We start from the raw sequence: 19,830 nt of genomic DNA, 5'->3' as shown, positions 1-19,830 counted from the left end.
CTCTTTCGTGAAAGCACTGGTAAAAAGCCGTTCGGAACGTGGCCTCTGGCTTCAGGATGTTCCAGAACCTCAAATCGGCATCAATGATGTCAAAATTCGCGTCCTCTACACCGGCATCTGCGGGACAGACCTCCATATCTATGATTGGGACGCCTGGGCCAGCTCTACGATTCGCCAGGGGCTCGTCATTGGTCATGAGTTCGTTGGCGAGGTCGTCGAGATCGGTTCCAATGTCACCGACGTCGCTATCGGCCAGCTTGTTTCCGGAGAAGGGCACGTCGTCTGTGGCCGTTGCCGCAACTGTCTCGCCGGACGCCGCCATCTCTGTGCCCACACCCTCGGGGTTGGAGTCAACCGCGACGGCGCCTTTGCTGAATACATCGTTCTGCCCATGTCGAATATCTGGCAGCACGCTCCGGGCATCAATCATGAGATTGCTGCCATCTTTGATCCCCTTGGCAATGCCGTTCACACTGCACTTGCATTTCCGGTTCTCGGGGAAGATGTCCTTGTTACCGGGGCGGGTCCTATTGGAATCATGGCGGCTGCGGTCGCCCGACATGCTGGAGCCCGTTATGTCGTCATCTCCGATCCCAACCAGTACCGTCGCGATCTAGCGCAAAAAGTCGGCGTAACCCGTGCGGTCGATCCTCGCGCAACGCCACTCAAGGAAATCCAGAAGCAGCTCCAGATGCACGAGGGCTTTGACGTCGGTCTCGAGATGTCCGGCAATCCCGCCGCCTTTCGCGAAATGCTCGCCAACATGAGCCATGGCGCCAAAATCGCCATGCTCGGCATTCCCTCCGAGCAGATCGCCATCGACTGGAATCAGGTGGTCTTCAACCAGCTTACCCTTCGCGGAATCTATGGCCGTGAGATGTATGAGACCTGGTACAAGATGACCGTCATGCTACAAAGCGGGCTGGATATTTCTGGAGTTATCACGCATCGCCTCAACTGGCGTGACTACGAGCAGGGCTTCGACGCCATGCGGTCCGGCAACTCCGGCAAGGTCATCCTCGATTGGCGCGACGTTGCCTAGAATGCTGTTGCCATTCTGTAGCAGCAGGCTGGTTTGTTAAGGGCACGGCTAAAGCCGTGCCGCAGCATCTGATCAACAAAGGGGTTCACCATTGGCGAACCCCTTTGTTGTCGAAGGAATCTGCGTTATGTATTTCTATACCTTCAAATCCCGCATGTATTTCGCATCTGTCTTCAACGAATCCATATACGGCATCGTGAATGCCTCCTGCTCCACAAACAGATGACGAATCTTCTGTGTTTTGGCTGCCTGAGCAAGGATCGGCTTGTAGTCGATGTCTCCCAGGCCAAGCTCGGTCACCTTGGCCTCGCTCGGTTTCGATCCCAGTTTGAAGTCCTTCACATGCAACATGGAAAAGCGGTTCGGATGTTCCCGCATCAGGTCCTGCGGCTTATGTCCGGCAACGGAAGCCCATCCGCAATCCAGCTCTAATGTGGTAATCTTCGGGTCCATAATCCGAAGCAGCTCTGCATAGGGCAGCCCGCCATCGACTGGCTCGAACTCGTGCACATGATTGTGATAGCCCAACGTAATTCCTGCGGCTTTCGTCTTCTCGCCTAGCGTATTTAATTCACCTGCAAACCAGCGCCAGTCCTCAATCGTCATCGGCTTCGGCTTGCCATTCGGTCCTGGAGTCGGGTCTTTCGGTCCGGCGCCCGGGGCAATGATGTACTGCGCGCCAAGCTCTTTATGGAAGGCGATCACCTCATCCAGCTTGTTTCGTAAATCCCCAAAGGACACATGCGAACTGACACATCGAAGTCCGACTTTTTTGAGCGCCTGTTTGACCTGAGCAGAGCTACGGCCATAGAAACCTGCTGCCTCAACTTCTTGAAATCCTGCGCTTGCCACATCAGCCAGAGCCTTATCGTAGTCCTGCTGCAGCTGCTGCCGCACTGAATACAGTTGAATCCCTATCGGTAGCCCCAGAGCGTTCGCGTTAGCAAACTTTGCTCCACTTACTGCATATGCCGCTGCTGCTGATCCATAGCCAATAAACTTCCGTCGAGAGATCATCTCTGCTCCTTTTCTCATGATCACAACGCTGTATCGCGCACTTTTTGTGTTCCCCGAAAACACTATTCGATTCCGAACTGTGAGTCCAGCATTCAAGGGAAGAACGGAGATGCCGTGTTAAGGGCACAGCTTTAGCCGTGCCATGAATGTATGTAGAAAGAAGGGGGCTTTAGCCCCTGAGGTATTTTCAAATGGATCCGCTACCATTAATTCTCGTGTATTTCTCTCGTCGAAAGCCACCATCCATCCCCTGCGCACCATGCTGTCTCATCGGGGGCATCATTCCTCCACAGCGAGCGGACCTCTCTTACATGCCCCTTGCGGAAGCACCCCTCCAGCTTCTCTGCAGTCCGCGCATCGCGTCCGCCTTCGCATCCCACAAACTTCGCTCCACACAGAAAGCGCGCGGAATATCCCATCTCCTGTCGGGCAATCAACAGCATTCCACCGTAGCCCTGTTCAGGAGTCAAAGGAAACAACAGCCTCCCTCCCATCCGTAGCGAGTCCAACCAGACGGATAACGGCGAAGTTGCTCCTGCGCTGACATACAGGACATCGCACTCTGGTAGTGGATCCAAGGTACCCGATCCCGTATGGACCTTAACCCAGATCATCTCTTTTAAATTCTTTCGTGCCTCTTCTGCAAGATCATTCTCAATCTCGTAGGCATCCACACGCCCGGCCGCTCCCACCAGAAGCGCCAGCATGGCGGTGTAATATCCCGTACCCGCTCCTACATGAATCGCAACCTCTCCTGATCGGAGATGCAGAGATGCTAAGCAGATTGCATGAAGACTTGGCTGACCATTATTGATGGCACCTTCATGTTTCAACTGAACCAACACATCCCGGTAGAGCAGGGCAGGGTCATCCACTAATTCTCCCTCAGACTCATCTGCAAAAACTCTCCACGGTGGATCGCCAACGAATCTTTCACGAGGGATCTCTCCGAAGACTTTCGCAATCGGACTATCAAGGCTAACTCCTGCTTTGGCTGCCATGCTCCGTCCGTATGCCGCCCTGATCTGCTCCAGTCTCATCTCTCATCAGACGCCGCATTTTCTCCATATGAAATGGGCGTTCTCGGCGATTTTCCACATGCGTTTTCTTGACACGCTCTGCTAACCTTAAATCAGGGAATAGCTCAGCCCGGCATTTCAATGCCGGGCTGAATTGCTTAAATGTCCGAAGATCGAAGTCCGGACTTATCTTATTTCCTTTGAATACTTTGCGCGCTTTTGGTGGGGTAGGGTATCCTCTGGGAGAAACAAAAGGAGAGTCCATGCAGCATCGTATCGTCGGCACCACCATGCCTGTTCTGGAGTTTGCGTTGGATCACAATGATGCCGTCATCTCCGAGGCGGGCGAACTCTCCTGGATGAGCCAATCCATCCAAATGACCACTCACACCCAGCATGCCGGGGGCGGTGGATTCCTGGGAGTCCTCAAACGGGTCGCCGGTGGCGGAACCCTCTTTATGACCGAGTACCGTGCATACGGTGCACCTGGAACTGTAGCCTTCGCCACCCGTGTGCCCGGGCATATTGTTTCAGTCGAAGTCGACAACGGTCATGAGTATTTTGTTCATCGCCACGGGTTTCTCTGTGCGACTGCGGGAATCGTACTCGGCGTCGGCTTCCAGCAATCGCTGGGCGCTGGAATCTTCGGTGGAGATGGTTTTCTGCTTCAGAAGGTCTCCGGACAGGGAATCGCCTGGCTCGAGCTCTCCGGCGAGGTCATCGTCAAAGACCTTGCTCCAGGAGAGACCCTGCGCGTCCATCCTGGTCATGTTGGAGCTTTTCAGGCTAGCGTCGCGTTTCAGATTCAGCGCGTGCCAGGAATTCGCAATCTGATCTTTGGTGGAGACGGAATCTTCCTTGCAGCTCTCACCGGTCCGGGGCGCGTCTGGCTCCAGACCCTGCCCATCCAGCGTCTAGCCCACCAGCTTCAGGAGTACATGAAGGTCGAACGTGCTGAGCAGAACACAGAATCAGGCGTTATCGGTGGAATTGTAGGTTCAGTACTAAAGGGAATGTAGGAAGACGAATAACCGGAGTGTCATCCTGAGCGACCCTGGCAAGCGAAGCGCGTCGAAGAGGAGTCGAAGGATCTGCGATAAAAACGCAGGTAATACTGCTTCCTCTCACTCTTTATTCCAGCAACCATCCACTGACCACGAGTTGTATCGCCGCAGGAACAGCAACACGGAATATACCAGTGCATACATCAGTTGACTTCCTGCGACCGGCCAATTCTGGACCAGCGCTGTGCCAAAAGTCAGCACCAGCATCAGCAGCGAAGCCGCGATCAGCGTCCAGCGGGTCTTCCAGCCAATCAGCAATAGCAACCCGATCAGCCCCTCGATCGGAGGCAGCACAACGCCAAACCCATGAATTAGTGACCCAGGAAGAGGCGCATGAGCGAACTGTTCAGTCAGGTGCCCTGCGAACGCTTCCGGACCGGCAAGCAGGCGGCTCACGCCATGCATCAACAGGTTCACTCCGGCAACCGCCCGCAGCAGCGCATAGGCGATCTTTTCATCGCTGTTCGAGGTATTGAACTTCATGCTTCCTCCAACCATCACTGATGAAGCTATTTATTCGATGCATGATGCTCGATAAGGTCACGTGAGCACGATATCGTAAAAGAATGGCCCCGCAAGCGACTGAGCAGCAGCCTTTTCTATACCTCTCGCATGTCAACGTAGCTCGTGGCGAAAACATCGTTCTCCACGATATCAGCCTCTCGGTCAACGCCGGCGAGCACATCGTAATCCTCGGGCCGAACGGTTGCGGTAAATCGACGCTCATCAAAACTATTACCTGCGAGTGCTATCCGATCGTCCAGCCGGAGACGAAAGTCAGTATCTTCGGGCGCGAGCGCTGGGACCTGACCGAACTCAAGAAGCGCCTCGGTGTCGTCTCCGCAGAACTTCCCGGCAAACAGACACTGACAACCACAGGCCGCGATGCCGTTCTCACCGGCTTCTTCTCCAGCTCCACGCTCTGGCCTAACCTCAACGTCACTGAAGAAATGCGAGCTCGCGCCGATGAGATTCTCGCACTAATCGACGCCGAGCCCTTGCGAGACAAACTCGTTGGACACATGTCGGCAGGACAACAGCGCCGCATCATGATCGGCCGAGCGTTGGTGGCTTCGTCACAGATGCTTCTGCTTGACGAGCCTTCGAACGCGCTCGATCTTTCCGCTCAACAGGAGCTGCGTAACCTTCTGCGACGACTTGCGCAACAGGGAACTGGAATTCTGCTCATCACGCATCACGTCTCCGACATTATTCCGGAGATCAACCGCATTCTGATGATGAAGGATGGCCAGATCGTCGCTGACGGCCCTCGTGCTGAACTCCTTACAGAGCAGAGGCTCAGCGATCTCTTCCATATCGCTGTTCGGCTGACAGAGAAGGACGGTTTCCATCACGCCTGGTAGTTCTGCTTAGTGACCGTAGCCCTCGGTATGTTCAGGCACCTTGCCTCGAAATAGCCAGTAGACGGTCGCAGAATAGAGTACTGCCAGAAGGATTCCAAAGGTCCACCAAACCAGGCCCACGCGAACGGTGTGCGGCCCCGCCAATGCGCGGGCAATTGTAATGTCATGACCCTCTGAGCCGACGGTGGGAAGCAGCACGGGATAAAGTCCTGCGGCCGCGCCAACCAGCATGGAGGCAAGATAAAAACACGAGCCAAGAAAAGCTCTCCATTCCCATCGCTTCGCCAGAGAGAGCATAATCGTCGCCAGGCTGACGACAACCATCGCTGGAGCTAGCCACGCAAATCCATGCTCTTGGTAATGGACAAGAGAATCAGGCCGGGCAATCACGGTGGCCGGAACGCTTGCGGCCGTGATGACAGCAATCACAGGCCACAAGCGCCGAGCCCATGCAGACGAACGTGCATTGAGGTCACCCGTAGTTTTGAGGGCGAGATAGAGCAGTCCATGCAGAGCCAGCGCCAGCAAAGCGAGTACTCCGCCCAGAACCGTGTACCAATCCAGAATGCCTGGATTGGGTCCGGTCCTCCAGTCTGTCCAGAGAGGAAGGAAGAAGTAATCATCCGCTCCAAGCGGAACCCCGCGAATGACATTTGCCAGTGCAGCCCCGAAGAAGACGGCGAGCAAGGCGCTCGAGAGAAAAAAGGTTGCATCGAAGAAGGTCTTGTAGACGCTATCATGCGTATGCGAACGCATCTCAATGCTGAGTCCACGTACAATCAGAAGCCATAGCACGATAGTCAACGGAAGATAGAAGCCGCTGAACGAGGAGGCATAGAGCAGTGGGAAGGCGAAGAACAGTGTCCCTCCACCAGCGATCAGCCACACTTCGTTGCCATCCCACACCGGGCCGATCGCATGCATGGCCTGACGCTTTTCCTGTTCCGTTCGCGCAACAAACGGATAGACAATTCCGACGCCGAGATCAAATCCGTCCAACACGACATAAACGGTCAGCATTGCAGCTACAATCCAGAACCACAAGGTTCCCATTCCGTCTCTCCTTTTATGCGGTGGTCAGCGTATGTGCGTCATGTCCTTCATCGACGACTGGAGCCTTTGGTCCCTTCTGGATCGCGGTATAGACCAGCACGATCCATAGGATCGAGAGCAAAGAGTACATCCCGAGAAAGCCGAGCAATGTAAATAAGCTCGTTTCCGGACCGACATGTTTGGAATAGCCCTCTGAGGTTCGCATCAGGCCATAGACCAGCCAAGGCTGTCGACCCAACTCGGCCGTCATCCAACCCGCGGTATTGGCAATGTAGGGCAGGGGAAAGCTCAGCAGGATGGGCCAGAGAATCCATCGTGTGCTGTAGAGCTTGCCTCTCCACAGAAGAAAGCCTGCGACAACCATCAGGGCAGCAAAGTACGTTCCGAGTCCCGCCATGATGTGATAGCTGTAAAACAACAGAGGCAGGGCCGACGGCCACTGGTCTCGTGGAATCTGATCGAGCCCCTTCACCTCTGCGGTCGTCGTTCCATAGATGAGAAAGCTCAAAACTTTGTTTACGACCAGCGGATTATCGATGGTCTGTTTCTCTACGCTGGGTTGTCCCATGAGGACCATCGGCGCGCCTGGTGTGGAATGAAACAACCCTTCCATGCCAGCAACTGCTGCTGGTTGATGGCGAGCCATATACTTCCCGTGGAGATCGCCTGTGGGGAAGATCTGGGCAATGCACGAGATGATTCCGGCAACGACCCCAACCTTAAGGAAGATGCGTCCGTACTCCACGTGTTTTTGCTGCAACAGGTAGAGCGCTCCGGTGGCTGCCACCACGAAGGCGCCCGTGATGACCGCGCCGGACATGTTGTGTGCGTACTGGAGCCAGGCCCACGGATTCATTAGCAAGCCCCAGAAGCTGGTGACCTCGTAGGTTCCATTGGGCATCAGCCTGTATGCTACAGGGTGCTGCATCCAGGCATCGGTGACAATGATGAAGAACCCGGAGATCCATGAGCCCAGAAAGACCATAAAGGCGGCGAACCAGTGTAGCTTTCGTGAGATCTTCTTTTCACCGAACAGCAATAGGCCTAGGAAAGCCGATTCCAGAAAGAAGGAAAATACACCTTCCATGGCGAGTGGCTGACCAATGACTCCCCCGGTACGGCGTGAGAACTCTGACCAGTTGGTGCCGAACTGAAACTCCATGGGAATCCCCGTGACAACGCCCAGGACGAAGTTGACGGCAAAGATGCGGGCCCAGAACCGAGCCGAGATATCGTAGCGTTCCCGTTGGTCGGGATCATGCGTGCGCAGGGCGACTGTCTTCAGCGCGACGATCAGCAGCGCAAGGCCCATCGTCAACTGCGGAAAGAGGTAGTGGTAGGTAATCGTAAAAGCAAAGTGGATCCGATGAAGCGTCAATGCATCCATCCGGGTGGCTCCTTGCTGTTTCGAACAACAGTATGCCCTGTTCTGGAAAGGATGTGCAGAGAATCGGATAAATTAAAACGATTACCGAAGGAAAAAGCGCAGCAAGCGCGAGTATCGGTCAGTGTGAGCTGTGCTCAGGGTTGGCAATCGAGCCTGCCTGCAGCTTTACCAGCTCGGGCTGAGGAAACCGGTTGGGGCCCAGAACCGAGATCTTTGGGATAGGACCGCGCGCCATGGCAACTTCGTCGCAAGCATAGAGGCGCGGGCAGGTCTGGCAGTCCTTGTAGATCTTGTCAGGAAGGACGGTGCGATCGACGACACGAAAACCAAAGTGAAAAAAGAAGTCTGGGATACGTGTGAAGAGGCACACGCAGGTGACGCTCTGGTCTTCGGCCTCATCAAGAAGCGCGCGAAGCAACTTTCCGCCTGCACCTTGGCCCTTGGCCTCGGGTCTCACAACAATGGAGCGAACCTCGGCGAGATGCGGACCATAAAGATGCAGCGCTCCGCAACCGAGAAAGACGCCGCTTTCGCTTTCGGCTACGGTAAAGTCGCGAACGTTCTCGCAGATCTCGGCATAACTACGTCGCAGGAGTGTCCCATCGCCAGAGAGTGAGTTGACCAGCTCGAAGATGTTCACTGCATCTGGCAACTTCGCCTTGCGTACAATTGCTCCTCCCACGCGCGGACGTGAAGATGAGGTCGAATCGCTGATCGGAAGCAGGGACGAGTTAGACAACGGTGAGGCTCTCCAAGCCAAGTTTCGCAGACTTTTTGGATGCAAGCGAGGCTTTGTCGGACGCAATTTGACGATCGGCACCTTCGACGGCATCCCTTACGCGGAGGCGGGCTGTTCCGCCGCTGACGTCGTGGCAATCGAGCGTGGCCTCCAGGGAGACAGCTTCGAAGAAGTCCGGGCCGAACTCTTCGCCAAAAACTCGCAGTTCATCTAAGGTAAGCTCGTTCAGCTCGCGACCGGTTTCAAGACCCAGCCGGACTGCCTGACCGATCTTCTCGTGTGCCTTGCGGAAGGGAACTCCCTTGTGTGTAAGGTAGGTCGCCGCAGCCATCGCGTTTAGGTAACCCTTCTCGGCGGCGGCTTTCATTACATCGGTACGGAAGCGGAGAGTGCGGGTAAACTCCGGCAATAGCGCAAGGATTCCGTGGATCGTATCGGTCGCGTCGAAGACAGGTTCCTGGCCTTCCTGCAGGTCTTTGTTGTAGGCAAGAGGAAGTCCTTTGACGATGGTCGCTAGCGTGATGGCCGCACCTTGCAGGCGTCCTGCCTTACCGCGAATCAACTCCGTAAGATCGGGATTCTTCTTCTGCGGCATCGCGCTCGAGCCGGTAGAGAAGCGCTCCGGAAGATCGAGGAATCCGAACTCCGCCGTGGAGTGCAGCGTAAGCTCCTCTGCGAACCGCGAGATATGTAGACCGAGGACAGAGAGCGCCTGGGTAAACTCGAGCGCAAAGTCACGATCGCTGGTCGCGTCCATGCTGTTTGGCGTGGGGCCGTCGAAACCGAGAGCTTCGGCGGCGATAGTGCGGTCCAGGGCCAGAGTGGCGCCAGCGATCGCGCCTGACCCCAGCGGACAGAGATTGAGCCGGTTGCGGCAGTCCATCAGGCGCGAGAAGTCTCGTTCGAGCATCGAGACATATGCCAGAAGCCAGTGCGCGATCAGGACAGGTTCTGCACGCTGAAGGTGCGTGTACGAAGGCATGACGGCCTCGCCCACCGCTCGTGCCTGTTCAACCAGGGCATCACGCCATGCGACCAGGCCCTCGAGAGTCTGGTCAATTGCATCGCGCACAAAGAGACGCATATCGGTTGCGATCTGTTCGTTGCGGCTGCGGCCAGTGTGTAGCTTGAGCGCGAGGTCGCCGATGAGCTTCGTCAACTGTAACTCGACAAAGTGATGGATGTCCTCGGCCTGCGGATTCATCGCAACGATTCCTGCAAAGTGCGCGGGTAGGGGTTCTTCCGTTACCATAGAGCCCGGCTTCGCTGCTTCCCCGATTGAGAGCGGAAGGATGCGGTCGAGTCCATCGAGCATCCGGAGGAGCTCGTCTTCAGTGAGGATTCCGGCAGCAGCGATGGCGCGTGCGTGGGCTTTCGAAGCGGCGACCTCCTGGGGAAGCAACCGCACATCGAAAGGGAACGAACGCTGCCACGACTCAAACAAAGGATCGAGCGGCTCACGGAACCGTCCTGACCACATCTTGCTCACTTTTCCTGCCCCTTCCTTTTCAGGGTTAGACCAATGAAGGCCGTTTGCGCGCCTGAGTTCCGCGTCCACGTGCGCTGGAGATGCGCTTGGCTCCCCCCAGCAACATCAGCAGAAGAGCCTTCTGCGCGTGCATCCGGTTCTCCGCCTGGTCGAAAACGATCGACTGCGGGCCGTCGAGCACCGCATCGGTGACTTCGGCATTCCGATGCGCGGGAAGGCAGTGCATGAAGACTGCATCAGGCTGCGCGTGCGACATTAGGGTTTCGTTCACCTGGTAGGGCTGGAAAATCGGAGCGCGCTTGGTGGCTTCGTGCTCAAAGCCCATGCTGGTGCAGACGTCGGTGTAGATTGCATCGGCGCCGGTGGCCGCCTTTACGGGATCGTGTTGCAGTGTAATGCTGCCGCCGGTAGATTCAGCGATTTCGATGGCCTTGTGGATGATCTCCAGCTTTGGCGCAAAGCCCTTTGGTGTGGCGACCGTGACGTGCGATCCGAGCTGCGCTCCAGCCAGCATCAGCGAATGGCAGACATTATTGCCGTCGCCGATGTAAGTAAATCGCAGGCCCTCGGCCGAGCCGAAGCGTTCTTCGAGAGTGAAGAAGTCTGCAAGGGCCTGGCAGGGGTGCTCAAGATCCGAGAGAGCATTGACGACCGGAACCCTGGAGCAGGCCGCCATCTCCGTGATGGTCTCATGTGAGTAGGTGCGCAACACGATCACGTTCATCCAGCGCTCCAGATTGCGCGCTACATCGGGTAGAGACTCCCGCTCGCCCAATGGGGAATGCGTCTGATCGACAAAGATCGCGTTTCCGCCCAGCGTGTTTATCGCGGCCTCGAAGGTTAGCCGCGTGCGCAGCGAGGCCTTCTCGAAGAACATCACCATTTGCTTGGCATCGAGGGCGTGGCGAAAATCTTCCGGATGGTTCTTTACGGCGTGAGCCAGTTCCATGATGGCGGCCATCTCTTGCACGGTCAGGTCACCGATCGAGCAGAGATCGCGTCCGCACATCCGCTTGGCAGCTTCGGTAAAAGCTGTGTCGGACTGAACGCCAAGGGTTACGGTTGACTTGCGAGGGGGAGCTGTCCCTTCTCCCGAAGTCTCGGGCTTCGAGCTCATCGTCAGTGTTTTGCTACCCATGAATCTTTTCTCCAGCCGGAGTTGCGCCGGCAAGTTCCGTGTTCGCTTTCAAGGTCTCGTTGAGCGCGTTGATGGTCATCTCCACGTGCTTCTTTTCGAGAATGTAAGGAGGCAGGAAGCGTAATACTGTCTCGCTCGTGCGATTGATGATGATGCGCCGCTCCATCATCTGCGCAGCGACCTGTTTCGCAAGTTCGGCCGAGTTGAGTTCGATACCAAGCATCAAACCCAACCCTCGTACCTCGGTGATGCAATCATGCTGTTTCTTCAAGGCCTCAAGCTCGGCGTGGAAGAAGCCGCCAACCTCTTCAATATGACCTAGCAGATTTTCCTTTCGCATGGTGTCGATTACGGCAATCGCAACAGCACAGGCCAGTGGACCGCCACCGAAGGTAGTACCGTGCATGCCTGGAGTAATGGCCGAAGCGACGCGTTCCATGCAAAGCATCGCCCCCATAGGGATTCCCCCAGCAATCGGCTTGGCCAGCGTGGTCACATCGGGCTGAATTCCATAGTGCTGATACGCGAACCATTTTCCGGTGCGTCCCAGGCCGCTCTGAATCTCATCGGCCAACAGCAGGGCTCCAGTGGAATCGCACAACTCGCGTGCAGTAGCAAAGAACTCCTGCGAGACAGGATGGATGCCTCCCTCGCCCTGAACCGGCTCAATGCAGATGCCACAGATTTCATCGGAGAACTTCGTGCGCAGGTCGGCAACATCATTAAAGCGCACGAACTCGACATCGGTCATGACCGGAGCGAAGGGAAGGCGGTACTTCTCCTTGTGCGTCGTGGCCACTGAACCCATCGTGCGGCCGTGGAAGCTGTGCTCCAGCGCAAGAAACTTCGTCCCAATACGTTTGCCGTTCTCGCGGGCTTTTGTGGCATAGGCGCGTGCAAGCTTGAGCGCTGCTTCCCATGCCTCTGTGCCGCTGTTGCAGAAGAAGACGCGGTCCATGCAGCTGATCTCGGTCAGGCGCAGGGCAAGCTCGGCCGTGCCCTGATGGAAAAAAAGATTCGAAGTGTGAAGCAGGCGTTGGCTCTGCTCTGTAATCGCTTGCTCAATGGCGGGATGACCGTAACCCAGCGCAGAGACGCCGATGCCGCTGAGCAGGTCAAGAAACTGTTCTCCATTTTCGTCTTCCAGAAAGACGCCCTTGCCGCTGACGAAGAGATAAGGATTCCGCTCATAGGTGTTGAGCAGCAGCTTGCTTTCGGCAGCCTGAATCGATGCCAGGTTCATGCGACCATGACCTCCGTTCCGTCGTTAACTCGTGTTGAGCAGAGATCCGGTAAAAGTACCGCGGACTCCGCAGGCAGGATGCGCACGCGCTTGACGCCATGCAACAGTGCCTGTCGGCATGCATTCAGTTTGGGCAACATTCCACCGGATATTACCTGTTGCTTCTCGAGCGCAGGAATCTGCCCGAGCGTCAGCCAGCGCATTACGCTGCCGTCAGCCCCCTTCACCCCCGGCACGTCAGTCAGGAAGACCAACGTGTCGGCTTTGGTCGAAATCGCACAGGCTGCTGCCATCTCGTCCGCATTAACATTGTAGTACTCTCCATCGAAACCGAGCGCAATCGACGAGATTACCGGTACAGCCCCCATGGTCCAGATGGCTTCGAGCCAGCGTGGATCAGTCGCGGCAATTTCACCGACAAATCCTAGATCGGGATTGGTCTTCTTCTTGCGCGCACGAAAGACATGGCCGTCGCCACCAGAGAGGCCAACGGCAGCTTGTCCATGCGAAGCCAATGACGCGACCAGAGATTTATTGACGCGGCCGGCAAGTACCATCAGCGCAGCATCGCGTGTCTCTGCATCTGTTACGCGGAGGCCCGAGATAAACTCGCTCTTTTTGCCCAGTTGTGTCAGGGTTCGCGTCAGCTGCACGCCACCGCCATGGACTACGGCCACCTGGTTGCCATCCGCAACCATTTCGGCGATCGCTTTGCCCGCGGCATGCAACAGTTCGGGTTTTTCCAGGCCCGCACCGCCTAACTTAACGACGAATCTCACAGCAAGCCCTCCTCTTCTTTCCACCCGCACATCAGGTTCATGTTCTGCACGGCCTGTCCGGCGGCGCCTTTCAATAGGTTATCCAAGCAGGAAACGACAATCAGACGTTCCCCGCTTCGATCCAGTGCAAATCCGAGATCGCAGAAGTTTGTGCGTACGATGTGCTGAATCTGCGGAAGCTCAGGCGTGGCATGCAGTCGAACCATTGGGCTTCCCTGGTAGAAATTGTGGAACAGTTCCGTGATCGCAGTCGCTGTCATTGGTTGTTTCAGTCTCAGATAGACCGTCGACAAAATACCTCGGGGTATTGGCAGCAGATGCGGTGTGAACTGAATCTGATCCGCGCTCAACCCTAATTGCTCCAGAAGCTCGCCCGTGTGGCGATGGCCAAAGACGGAATACGCAGAAAGGTTGTCCGCCGCATACATGAAATGCGTCTTGGATGTAGGAGCTTTGCCGGCTCCGCTGACACCAGACTTTGCGTCGCATACGATTCCACGTTCAAGATCGATGACTCCAGCACGCACCAGTGGAGCCAGCGCAAGAATGGAAGATGTGGAGTAGCAGCCCGGATTCGCAACCAGCCGGGCGGTGCGAATCTCTTCGCGGTGTAGCTCCGGGCAGCCGAAGACAGCCTCTTGCTGGAGTTTTGCAGCTACCGCTGGATCAGCATCCGTCAGCTTGTAGACGGCGCGGTTGCTCTCTTCCTTCAGGCGCCATGCTCCGCTAAGGTCGATTACGCGGATGCCGCGTTGGATGGCCTCGGGGGCCCACTCGCGCGACTGCTCATGAGGCAGCGCGAGGAACAGAATTTCGATCCCGGTATCGACGAGGCGGTCCCAGTGAAATGGCTCGATCGCATGAGAGACTTTTGTGCCAAGCCCAGCGAGGTGAGGATGCAGCGATTCAATCGTGGTGATCTCTGCAGAGGCCGATTCACTGGCTCTGCCCAGAAAGAGCGGAGCTGTTCCGTTCATGTTCGGATGACGCAGCAGCAGGCGGGCAAGCTCACCGCCTGCATACCCGCTTACGCCAGCAATTGCCACTCGGGGAACAGCAGCATTTGCCGTTCCCGCCTCCTGCGTCTTCTCGAGAATGTCCAGATTAGCCAATGTACCCTTCAATCCGCGTCTTCAACTGTGTCGCCTGCTCCACATCGGGGCAGATAATTAAAACTGTATCGTCTCCTGCAATGGTCCCAACAACCTCGGGCCAGTCCTCATAGTCCATTCCTGCAGCAATGGGCTGCGCTCCTCCAGTCGTAGTCATTACCACCAGGAGATTTGCCGCTTGTCGCACCTCAAGGCCAAAACTTTGAAGCACTTCTCGGATCTCCGGAAGCGAGTCTTCTTCGTGGTCTCCTCCATTGGAGAGGGAATATCCATCAGGCCCTTTCGATAATCGCAACTCGTGGATGTCGCGAGAGAGCGTGGCTTGTGTAACATGAAAACCACGCCCCGCAAGTTTTCGCCGTAGCTCATCCTGGCTGGCGATCGGTCCCTTGGCCAGCAGTTCACGGATTACGGTATGACGTTGTTGTTTCACCTGTGTTTCAGCTCTTTTCTGCCACAGACAACAAGAAGACTCCCGGGCTTTGCATAAATATACATTGTAGTGTATATTTATGCAAGACGTTCCACGCGGAACATCACCACACCTTGACGGAAAGGTTATTCGATGAACTCGCCGTTCATCGGACGTATAGTGAATTATGGAAAGGTTTCGCCCTCTCGTCTCCGCCTCTGTGTCCGCATCCCCCTCTGACTGTATAAGCTCCCAGTCGTCTCAAGTCATGTCCCTGATTGATGAACGCTTCGATCATGACTCTTGTGGAGTCGGCTTTGTGGCTTCGGTCGACGCTGTTCCATCTCATCGAATTCTTACTCAAGCCCTCACAGCTCTGGGAAGACTTGCTCACCGCGGAGCTACTGCGGCCGATGGTAAGAGCAGTGATGGCGTCGGTGTGCTGGTTGCGGTTCCGCGCGAGCTTTTGATTCGCTCCGAAAAACTTTCGATTCCCGAGGGTAAAACTCTTGGGGTGGGCATGGTTTTCATCCCCCAGGACGAGATTCGAGCGGAGGCGCTGATCGAGCGCGCCCTGCAATCGCACGATTTCAAGGTGCTTTGCTGGCGCGACGTTCCGGTTCATACGGAATACCTCGGCGAAATGGCTCTTTCCACCATGCCGAAGGTTCGGCAGGTCCTGGTGATCGACGCCGATAACGCGGACTCTGCAACGACGGAGCGTCGCCTCTATCTTGCCCGTAAACAGTTTGAGCGTTCTCATGAACAAGGCGAAGTGGAAGGTTATATCTGTTCGATGTCCACTCAGACCATCGTCTACAAGGCGATGTGTACCGGTGTTGATCTGGCTTCTTTCTACCCCGATCTGGCCTCAGTAGAGTTTGTTACTCCCTTTGCCATCTTTCATCAGCGATACGCCACCAACACCCTTCCTACCTGGCATCGCGCTCAGCCCGGCCGTACCCTCGGACACAATGGAGAGATCAATACGGTATGGGGGAATCGCGCCCGCATGGCCTCGCGCGACTCCACGCTGCCGGTGGAATGCAAGCCGGTCCACACGCAGGGCGGAACCGATTCGACCAGCCTGGACGAGACGGTCGAGCTGATCTCGCAGAACGGCCGCACGCTCGCGGAGGCCATGCGGATGCTGATGCCTCCGGCGGCTGCTTCCGGTCACACTTCATCATTCCTGCGCTATCACTCCGACTGCACCGAGCCGTGGGACGGACCGGCGGCGATTGCCTTCTCGGACGGTCGCCTTGTCGGAGCCATTCTGGATCGCAATGGTCTGCGGCCTTGTCGATTCGCCATCACAAAGGATGGACTTGTTGTAGCCGGGTCGGAGATCGGTCTGGTCGATCTCGATCCCAATGAAGTTACCCACAGCGGTCGCCTCGGTCCTGGGCAGATGCTGGTGGTCGATCTCGAAAAGCACAAGGTCTTTGAAGATGAAGATCTGCTTGCTCTCTTCGATGCGGATCCGATCTATGCCAAGCTAATCGAAGACAGCCCCCTGCTTCCTGCAGTCGTAGCAGCCCCGGAGAATGAAGCGCTCGCAACTCTGCAGAAGGGATTCGGTTATACCCGCGAAGATGTACGGATGATTCTGCAGCCGATGGCAACTGATGGAAAAGATGCCGTTTGGTCGATGGGTGACGATACTCCCCTGGCCTTCCTGGCGCGGACGCCGCGGCCGCTTTATGCCTATTTCCGGCAGCGCTTTGCCCAGGTGACGAATCCCGCAATCGATCCGTTGCGCGAAGCCTGCGTCGTCTCGCTGCATACGCGTCTCGGCCCTTGGCCGCACCTGTTGGATAAAAATGCACCTCTTCCAGGCGTCTCCCTACCGTCCCCCTTCTTGTCGGTGGGGCAGGTCGAGTCGCTGAGAAAAGGGGATTACCCGCACGCAAGCGAGCTGCCCCTGTCGGAACTGCCCTGCGTCTTCTCTCCGAAACTGACCCTGGTGCAGGCACTCGATGAGCTCTGTGATCAGGCGATCGACCTGGTGCGGCACGGGGCGCGCATTCTGCTGCTGACGGACCGTTATGCCAGCTCGGAGAAGCTGCCGGTTCCCATCGCTATGGCCACCGGAGCCATCCATCAGGCGCTGGTCGCAGCTGGCTTGCGGACGCTGACCGGTATCGCCGTCGAAGCTGGCGACTGCCGCGATATTCACCACGCCGCCGTGCTGATCGGCTATGGCGCCGGTGCGGTCTGTCCGTGGCTTGCGCTTGAGACCGGACGCGCCCTTGCCCCGGCAGGCACAGAGCCGGACGTCGCCGAGAAGAAGATGCTCAAGGCTCTCGATGCGGGCCTGGCCAAGGTCATGTCGAAGATGGGAATCTCTGTCGTCGACAGTTACCGCAGCGCGCGTCAGTTCGACATTCTCGGTCTGCACTCGAGCGTTGTGGAGCGTTGCTTCCCGAACACCCCGGCTCCGCTTTCGGGGATTGGGTTTACAGAGGTGGATCGTCAGCTTCGCCAGACATGGCAACCGCGTGAGAGCGCCGATCTGCCGGATTATGGCTGGGTACGCTTCCGCAAGGCGGACGTTGCCGAACCACATGCATGGCAACCTCCGACGGTCAAGGCGTTGCAGTCCGTCGTGGGAAGCGCACGTAATGTACCGCAGCCGACCGACCCCGCTGCTGCCTTTGCCATCTTTACCAAGGACGTGATCGCCCGCGATCCGGCGGTGCTGCGCGACCTGTTGGAGATTCGTCCGGCCGGACACGAACTCTCGCTCGACGAGGTGGAGAAGCCTGCAAGCCTGGCGAAGCGGTTTGTGGCCAGTGCGATGTCTCTGGGTTCCCTGAGTCCAGAAGCGCACCAGACCATTACCGCCGCGATGAATATGCTGGGTGCCCGCTCGAACACCGGCGAAGGCGGAGAAGACTCCGCTGTCTATCGTCAGCATCCAGTCGGGTCAGAGAACCTTCCTGGCTCGGGCGGAACAAGCGCTGCGTTGCATGCGCAAGGCGGCGTTGCTGTTGCCGAACCTATGATTGCGGCTCCAGCGGTTCACGTCTCACTAAACAACAAGATCAAGCAGATTGCTTCGGGACGCTTCGGTGTCACTGCCGAGTATCTCGCTCATGCCGAAGAAATTGAGATCAAGGTCGCGCAGGGAGCCAAGCCTGGTGAGGGCGGACAGCTTCCGGGCCACAAGGTGAGCGGGTTGATCGCCCGCCTGCGTCATGCGCAGCCTGGTGTTTCGTTGATCTCGCCTCCGCCGCATCATGACATCTACTCGATCGAAGACCTGGCACAGCTAATCTACGATCTGAAGCGTGTGAATTCGAAGGCGACGGTTGGCGTGAAACTGGTTTCCGGCTGCGGTGTTGGAACGGTGGCGGCTGGTGTTGCGAAGGCTTATGCAGACTACGTTGTGATCGCTGGAAATACCGGCGGAACTGGAGCAGCTGCTCTTTCGAGCATCAAGTATGCAGGCAATCCGTGGGAGCTTGGACTGGCCGAGGCACAGCAGGTGCTGATGCAGAACGGTATGCGTGGTCGTGTTCGTCTGCGTACCGACGGTGGTCTGGCGACAGCACGCGATGTTCTGGTCGCCGCGCTGTTAGGGGCCGACGAGTTTGCCTTTGGAACGGCGGTATTGGTGGTGCTGGGTTGCGATATGGCCCGTCAGTGTCACCTGAATACCTGTCCTACAGGCATTGCAACCCAGAAGCCGGAGCTACGGGCGAAGTTCCGCGGCAAGCCGGAACACGTGGTCCGATTCTTTGAAGAGCTCTCGGCGGACCTGCGGCATCTGCTGGCGCGCTACGGCCTGCCTTCGTTGGAGGCGGCTGTGGGGCGCTCCGATCTGCTAGAGCAGGTCCGGTTCGACGGCAACCTGGATTTGAGTCCGATGCTGACCCAGGTCAACGATGGCCCGCGTCGCTGGATGGGCGGACGAAACGATCAACCGTTGCCGAAGCCTGCGATCGACGAGAAGTGGGTTGCACCAGCGCTCGAGGCAGTCGAGGCAGGGAAGCCGTATGTGGTTTCGTCGCAGATTGCCAACGGCGACCGCTCCGTGGGTACGCGTTTGGCCGGTGAGTTGGCGTTGCGTCGCGCTCAGGCCGATCTGCACGCCGATGTCACCTTCGACCTGCATGGAACAGCGGGACAGTCGTTCGCAGCATTTGCTGTTGAGGGAATGAAGCTGATCCTCGATGGCCAGGCGAATGATTTTGTGGGTAAGGGACTCTCGGGTGGTGAGATCGTGATCCGTCCGCGTGGTCTGGCGGCGAAAGATAGCGGTCAACACGTGATTCTTGGCAACGTGGCGTTGTATGGTGCAACCTCGGGCAAATTGTTTGCTGCGGGTCGTGCAGGCGAACGCTTCGCGGTCCGGAATTCGGGCGCGACGGCGGTCGTTGAAGGAGTCGGCGATCATGGTTGCGAGTACATGACCGGCGGAACCGTTGTCGTACTGGGTAAGACCGGTATGAACTTCGGCGCCGGTATGACCGGCGGCGTGGCGTGGATCTATGACATCGACGGCAGCTTCCTGTCTGACTCGAAGTTTCATCCAGAATTTATTGATCCTACACCATTTAGTTCGCTGGATTCGGATGCTCAGGTAAGCCTGAAGGCGTTGATCGAAGAGCATGTAGCTCTTTCGGACAGCGGTCTGGCGAAGGCGATGCTGGCTGACTGGGAGACGAGCTCAAAAGCCTTCGTCCGGCTTAGCCCGAAGTCACAAGTGTAGTCATCGGGGGAGGACCCCCTCCCCCCTGGCTTTATTGCGCAAAGTATTCGAAAGATTGAGTTAGCCTGGTACTTCGGTTCCAGATGACAAAACCAAAATGCCCCGGATCTCCCGGGGCATTTTGGTTTCTGAGCTACTTCCAGTATAGCGGGGTAGATGGGACTATTCTGCAAACTGAATTGGCTTTGTTTTGTGTCACTTCAATGCCTTTGTCTATTGACAGAGATTTTAGATCGGTCGATGGAGAGGAATTTG

At 56.8% G+C, this 19,830-nt stretch carries 16 protein-coding genes; 4 read left to right on the top strand and 12 right to left on the bottom strand.

Annotated elements, in window-relative coordinates; translation table 11 throughout:
• Positions 1-7 precede the first annotated feature (7 nt).
• The gene (gene tdh, locus H7846_RS11070) at positions 8-1,042 is read left to right on the top strand and encodes an L-threonine 3-dehydrogenase (protein ID WP_186692124.1); all 1,035 of its coding nucleotides are present in this window, start codon (positions 8-10) and stop codon (positions 1,040-1,042) included.
• 135 nt (positions 1,043-1,177) lie between these two features.
• Here tdh and H7846_RS11065 read toward each other — a convergent pair whose 3' ends face one another.
• Together H7846_RS11065 and H7846_RS11060 are read right to left on the bottom strand one after the other, a co-directional pair.
• Positions 1,178-2,059: a sugar phosphate isomerase/epimerase family protein gene (locus tag H7846_RS11065; protein WP_186692122.1), complete on the bottom strand. Its 882-nt coding sequence runs from the start codon at positions 2,057-2,059 to the stop codon at positions 1,178-1,180.
• A gap of 206 nt (positions 2,060-2,265) precedes the next feature.
• Positions 2,266-3,060: a protein-L-isoaspartate O-methyltransferase family protein gene (locus H7846_RS11060; RefSeq protein ID WP_255460564.1), complete on the bottom strand. Its 795-nt coding sequence runs from the start codon at positions 3,058-3,060 to the stop codon at positions 2,266-2,268.
• 281 nt (positions 3,061-3,341) lie between these two features.
• Here H7846_RS11060 and H7846_RS11055 point away from each other — a divergent pair, with 281 nt between their 5' ends.
• Entirely contained in the window at positions 3,342-4,097 is a 756-nt protein-coding gene (locus tag H7846_RS11055; RefSeq protein ID WP_186692118.1) for a TIGR00266 family protein, read from the top strand.
• A gap of 105 nt (positions 4,098-4,202) precedes the next feature.
• On the opposite strand, the gene H7846_RS11050 is transcribed toward H7846_RS11055, so the two are convergent.
• Positions 4,203-4,625 carry a MauE/DoxX family redox-associated membrane protein gene (locus tag H7846_RS11050; RefSeq protein WP_186692117.1) on the bottom strand — a complete coding sequence of 141 codons (423 nt, stop codon included), beginning with the start codon at positions 4,623-4,625 and terminating at the stop codon, positions 4,203-4,205.
• An 83-nt stretch (positions 4,626-4,708) separates the two neighbouring features.
• Between H7846_RS11050 and H7846_RS11045 the strand changes: the two genes are divergently transcribed.
• Entirely contained in the window at positions 4,709-5,506 is a 798-nt protein-coding gene (locus H7846_RS11045) for an ABC transporter ATP-binding protein (protein WP_186692116.1), read from the top strand.
• Between the two features lie 6 nt (positions 5,507-5,512).
• Here the strand turns inward: H7846_RS11045 and cydB are convergent, their stop codons facing one another.
• The 9 genes from cydB to H7846_RS11000 form a co-directional block, all read right to left on the bottom strand.
• Positions 5,513-6,559 (bottom strand): cytochrome d ubiquinol oxidase subunit II, encoded by a 1,047-nt coding sequence (cydB, locus tag H7846_RS11040; RefSeq protein ID WP_186692115.1) that lies wholly within the window; start codon positions 6,557-6,559, stop codon positions 5,513-5,515.
• Positions 6,560-6,572: 13 nt separating this feature from the next.
• A complete protein-coding gene (locus H7846_RS11035; protein WP_186692114.1) occupies positions 6,573-7,946 on the bottom strand; it encodes a cytochrome ubiquinol oxidase subunit I in 1,374 nt (457 codons plus the stop codon).
• A 118-nt stretch (positions 7,947-8,064) separates the two neighbouring features.
• Entirely contained in the window at positions 8,065-8,670 is a 606-nt protein-coding gene (locus H7846_RS11030) for a GNAT family N-acetyltransferase (protein WP_255460988.1), read from the bottom strand.
• Between the two features lie 7 nt (positions 8,671-8,677).
• Positions 8,678-10,165, bottom strand: coding sequence for an argininosuccinate lyase (gene argH / locus H7846_RS11025; RefSeq protein ID WP_186696323.1), 1,488 nt, complete (start codon positions 10,163-10,165; stop codon positions 8,678-8,680).
• 34 nt (positions 10,166-10,199) lie between these two features.
• Complete coding sequence (gene argF, locus H7846_RS11020) at positions 10,200-11,312, bottom strand: ornithine carbamoyltransferase (RefSeq protein WP_186692112.1); 1,113 nt, start codon at positions 11,310-11,312, stop codon at positions 10,200-10,202.
• Entirely contained in the window at positions 11,305-12,555 is a 1,251-nt protein-coding gene (locus H7846_RS11015; protein WP_186692111.1) for an aspartate aminotransferase family protein, read from the bottom strand. Before H7846_RS11015 ends, argF begins: the two co-directional genes overlap by 8 nt.
• Positions 12,552-13,334 carry an acetylglutamate kinase gene (gene argB / locus H7846_RS11010; RefSeq protein WP_186692109.1) on the bottom strand — a complete coding sequence of 261 codons (783 nt, stop codon included), beginning with the start codon at positions 13,332-13,334 and terminating at the stop codon, positions 12,552-12,554. Before argB ends, H7846_RS11015 begins: the two co-directional genes overlap by 4 nt.
• The gene (gene argC / locus H7846_RS11005) at positions 13,331-14,437 is read right to left on the bottom strand and encodes an N-acetyl-gamma-glutamyl-phosphate reductase (protein WP_255460987.1); all 1,107 of its coding nucleotides are present in this window, start codon (positions 14,435-14,437) and stop codon (positions 13,331-13,333) included. The genes argB and argC overlap by 4 nt, the downstream gene beginning before the upstream one ends.
• Position 14,438: 1 nt before the next feature.
• Positions 14,439-14,879, bottom strand: coding sequence for an arginine repressor (locus tag H7846_RS11000; RefSeq protein WP_186692107.1), 441 nt, complete (start codon positions 14,877-14,879; stop codon positions 14,439-14,441).
• A gap of 247 nt (positions 14,880-15,126) precedes the next feature.
• On the opposite strand from H7846_RS11000, the gene H7846_RS10995 reads away from it, so the two are divergent.
• Positions 15,127-19,575, top strand: coding sequence for a glutamate synthase-related protein (locus tag H7846_RS10995; RefSeq protein WP_255460563.1), 4,449 nt, complete (start codon positions 15,127-15,129; stop codon positions 19,573-19,575).
• The last annotated feature ends 255 nt before the right edge of the window (positions 19,576-19,830 follow it).

It is taken from the genome of Edaphobacter sp. 4G125, assembly GCF_014274685.1.
GTDB lineage: Bacteria > Acidobacteriota > Terriglobia > Terriglobales > Acidobacteriaceae > Edaphobacter.
This window is presented reverse-complemented; position numbering and strand designations above follow the sequence as displayed.

What these genes read in the sequence shown, in the direction of transcription:
- H7846_RS11065 (WP_186692122.1), bottom strand. Translation starts at nt 2,059, where the DNA reads ATGATCTCTCGACGGAAGTTTATTGGCTATGGATCAGCAGCAGCGGCA.
- H7846_RS11060 (WP_255460564.1), bottom strand. Translation starts at nt 3,060, where the DNA reads ATGGCAGCCAAAGCAGGAGTTAGCCTTGATAGTCCGATTGCGAAAGTC.
- H7846_RS11055 (WP_186692118.1), top strand. Translation starts at nt 3,342, where the DNA reads ATGCAGCATCGTATCGTCGGCACCACCATGCCTGTTCTGGAGTTTGCG.
- H7846_RS11050 (WP_186692117.1), bottom strand. Translation starts at nt 4,625, where the DNA reads ATGAAGTTCAATACCTCGAACAGCGATGAAAAGATCGCCTATGCGCTG.
- H7846_RS11045 (WP_186692116.1), top strand. Translation starts at nt 4,709, where the DNA reads ATGGCCCCGCAAGCGACTGAGCAGCAGCCTTTTCTATACCTCTCGCAT.
- cydB (WP_186692115.1), bottom strand. Translation starts at nt 6,559, where the DNA reads ATGGGAACCTTGTGGTTCTGGATTGTAGCTGCAATGCTGACCGTTTAT.
- H7846_RS11035 (WP_186692114.1), bottom strand. Translation starts at nt 7,946, where the DNA reads ATGGATGCATTGACGCTTCATCGGATCCACTTTGCTTTTACGATTACC.
- argH (WP_186696323.1), bottom strand. Translation starts at nt 10,165, where the DNA reads ATGTGGTCAGGACGGTTCCGTGAGCCGCTCGATCCTTTGTTTGAGTCG.
- argF (WP_186692112.1), bottom strand. Translation starts at nt 11,312, where the DNA reads ATGGGTAGCAAAACACTGACGATGAGCTCGAAGCCCGAGACTTCGGGA.
- H7846_RS11015 (WP_186692111.1), bottom strand. Translation starts at nt 12,555, where the DNA reads ATGAACCTGGCATCGATTCAGGCTGCCGAAAGCAAGCTGCTGCTCAAC.
- H7846_RS10995 (WP_255460563.1), top strand. Translation starts at nt 15,127, where the DNA reads ATGTCCCTGATTGATGAACGCTTCGATCATGACTCTTGTGGAGTCGGC.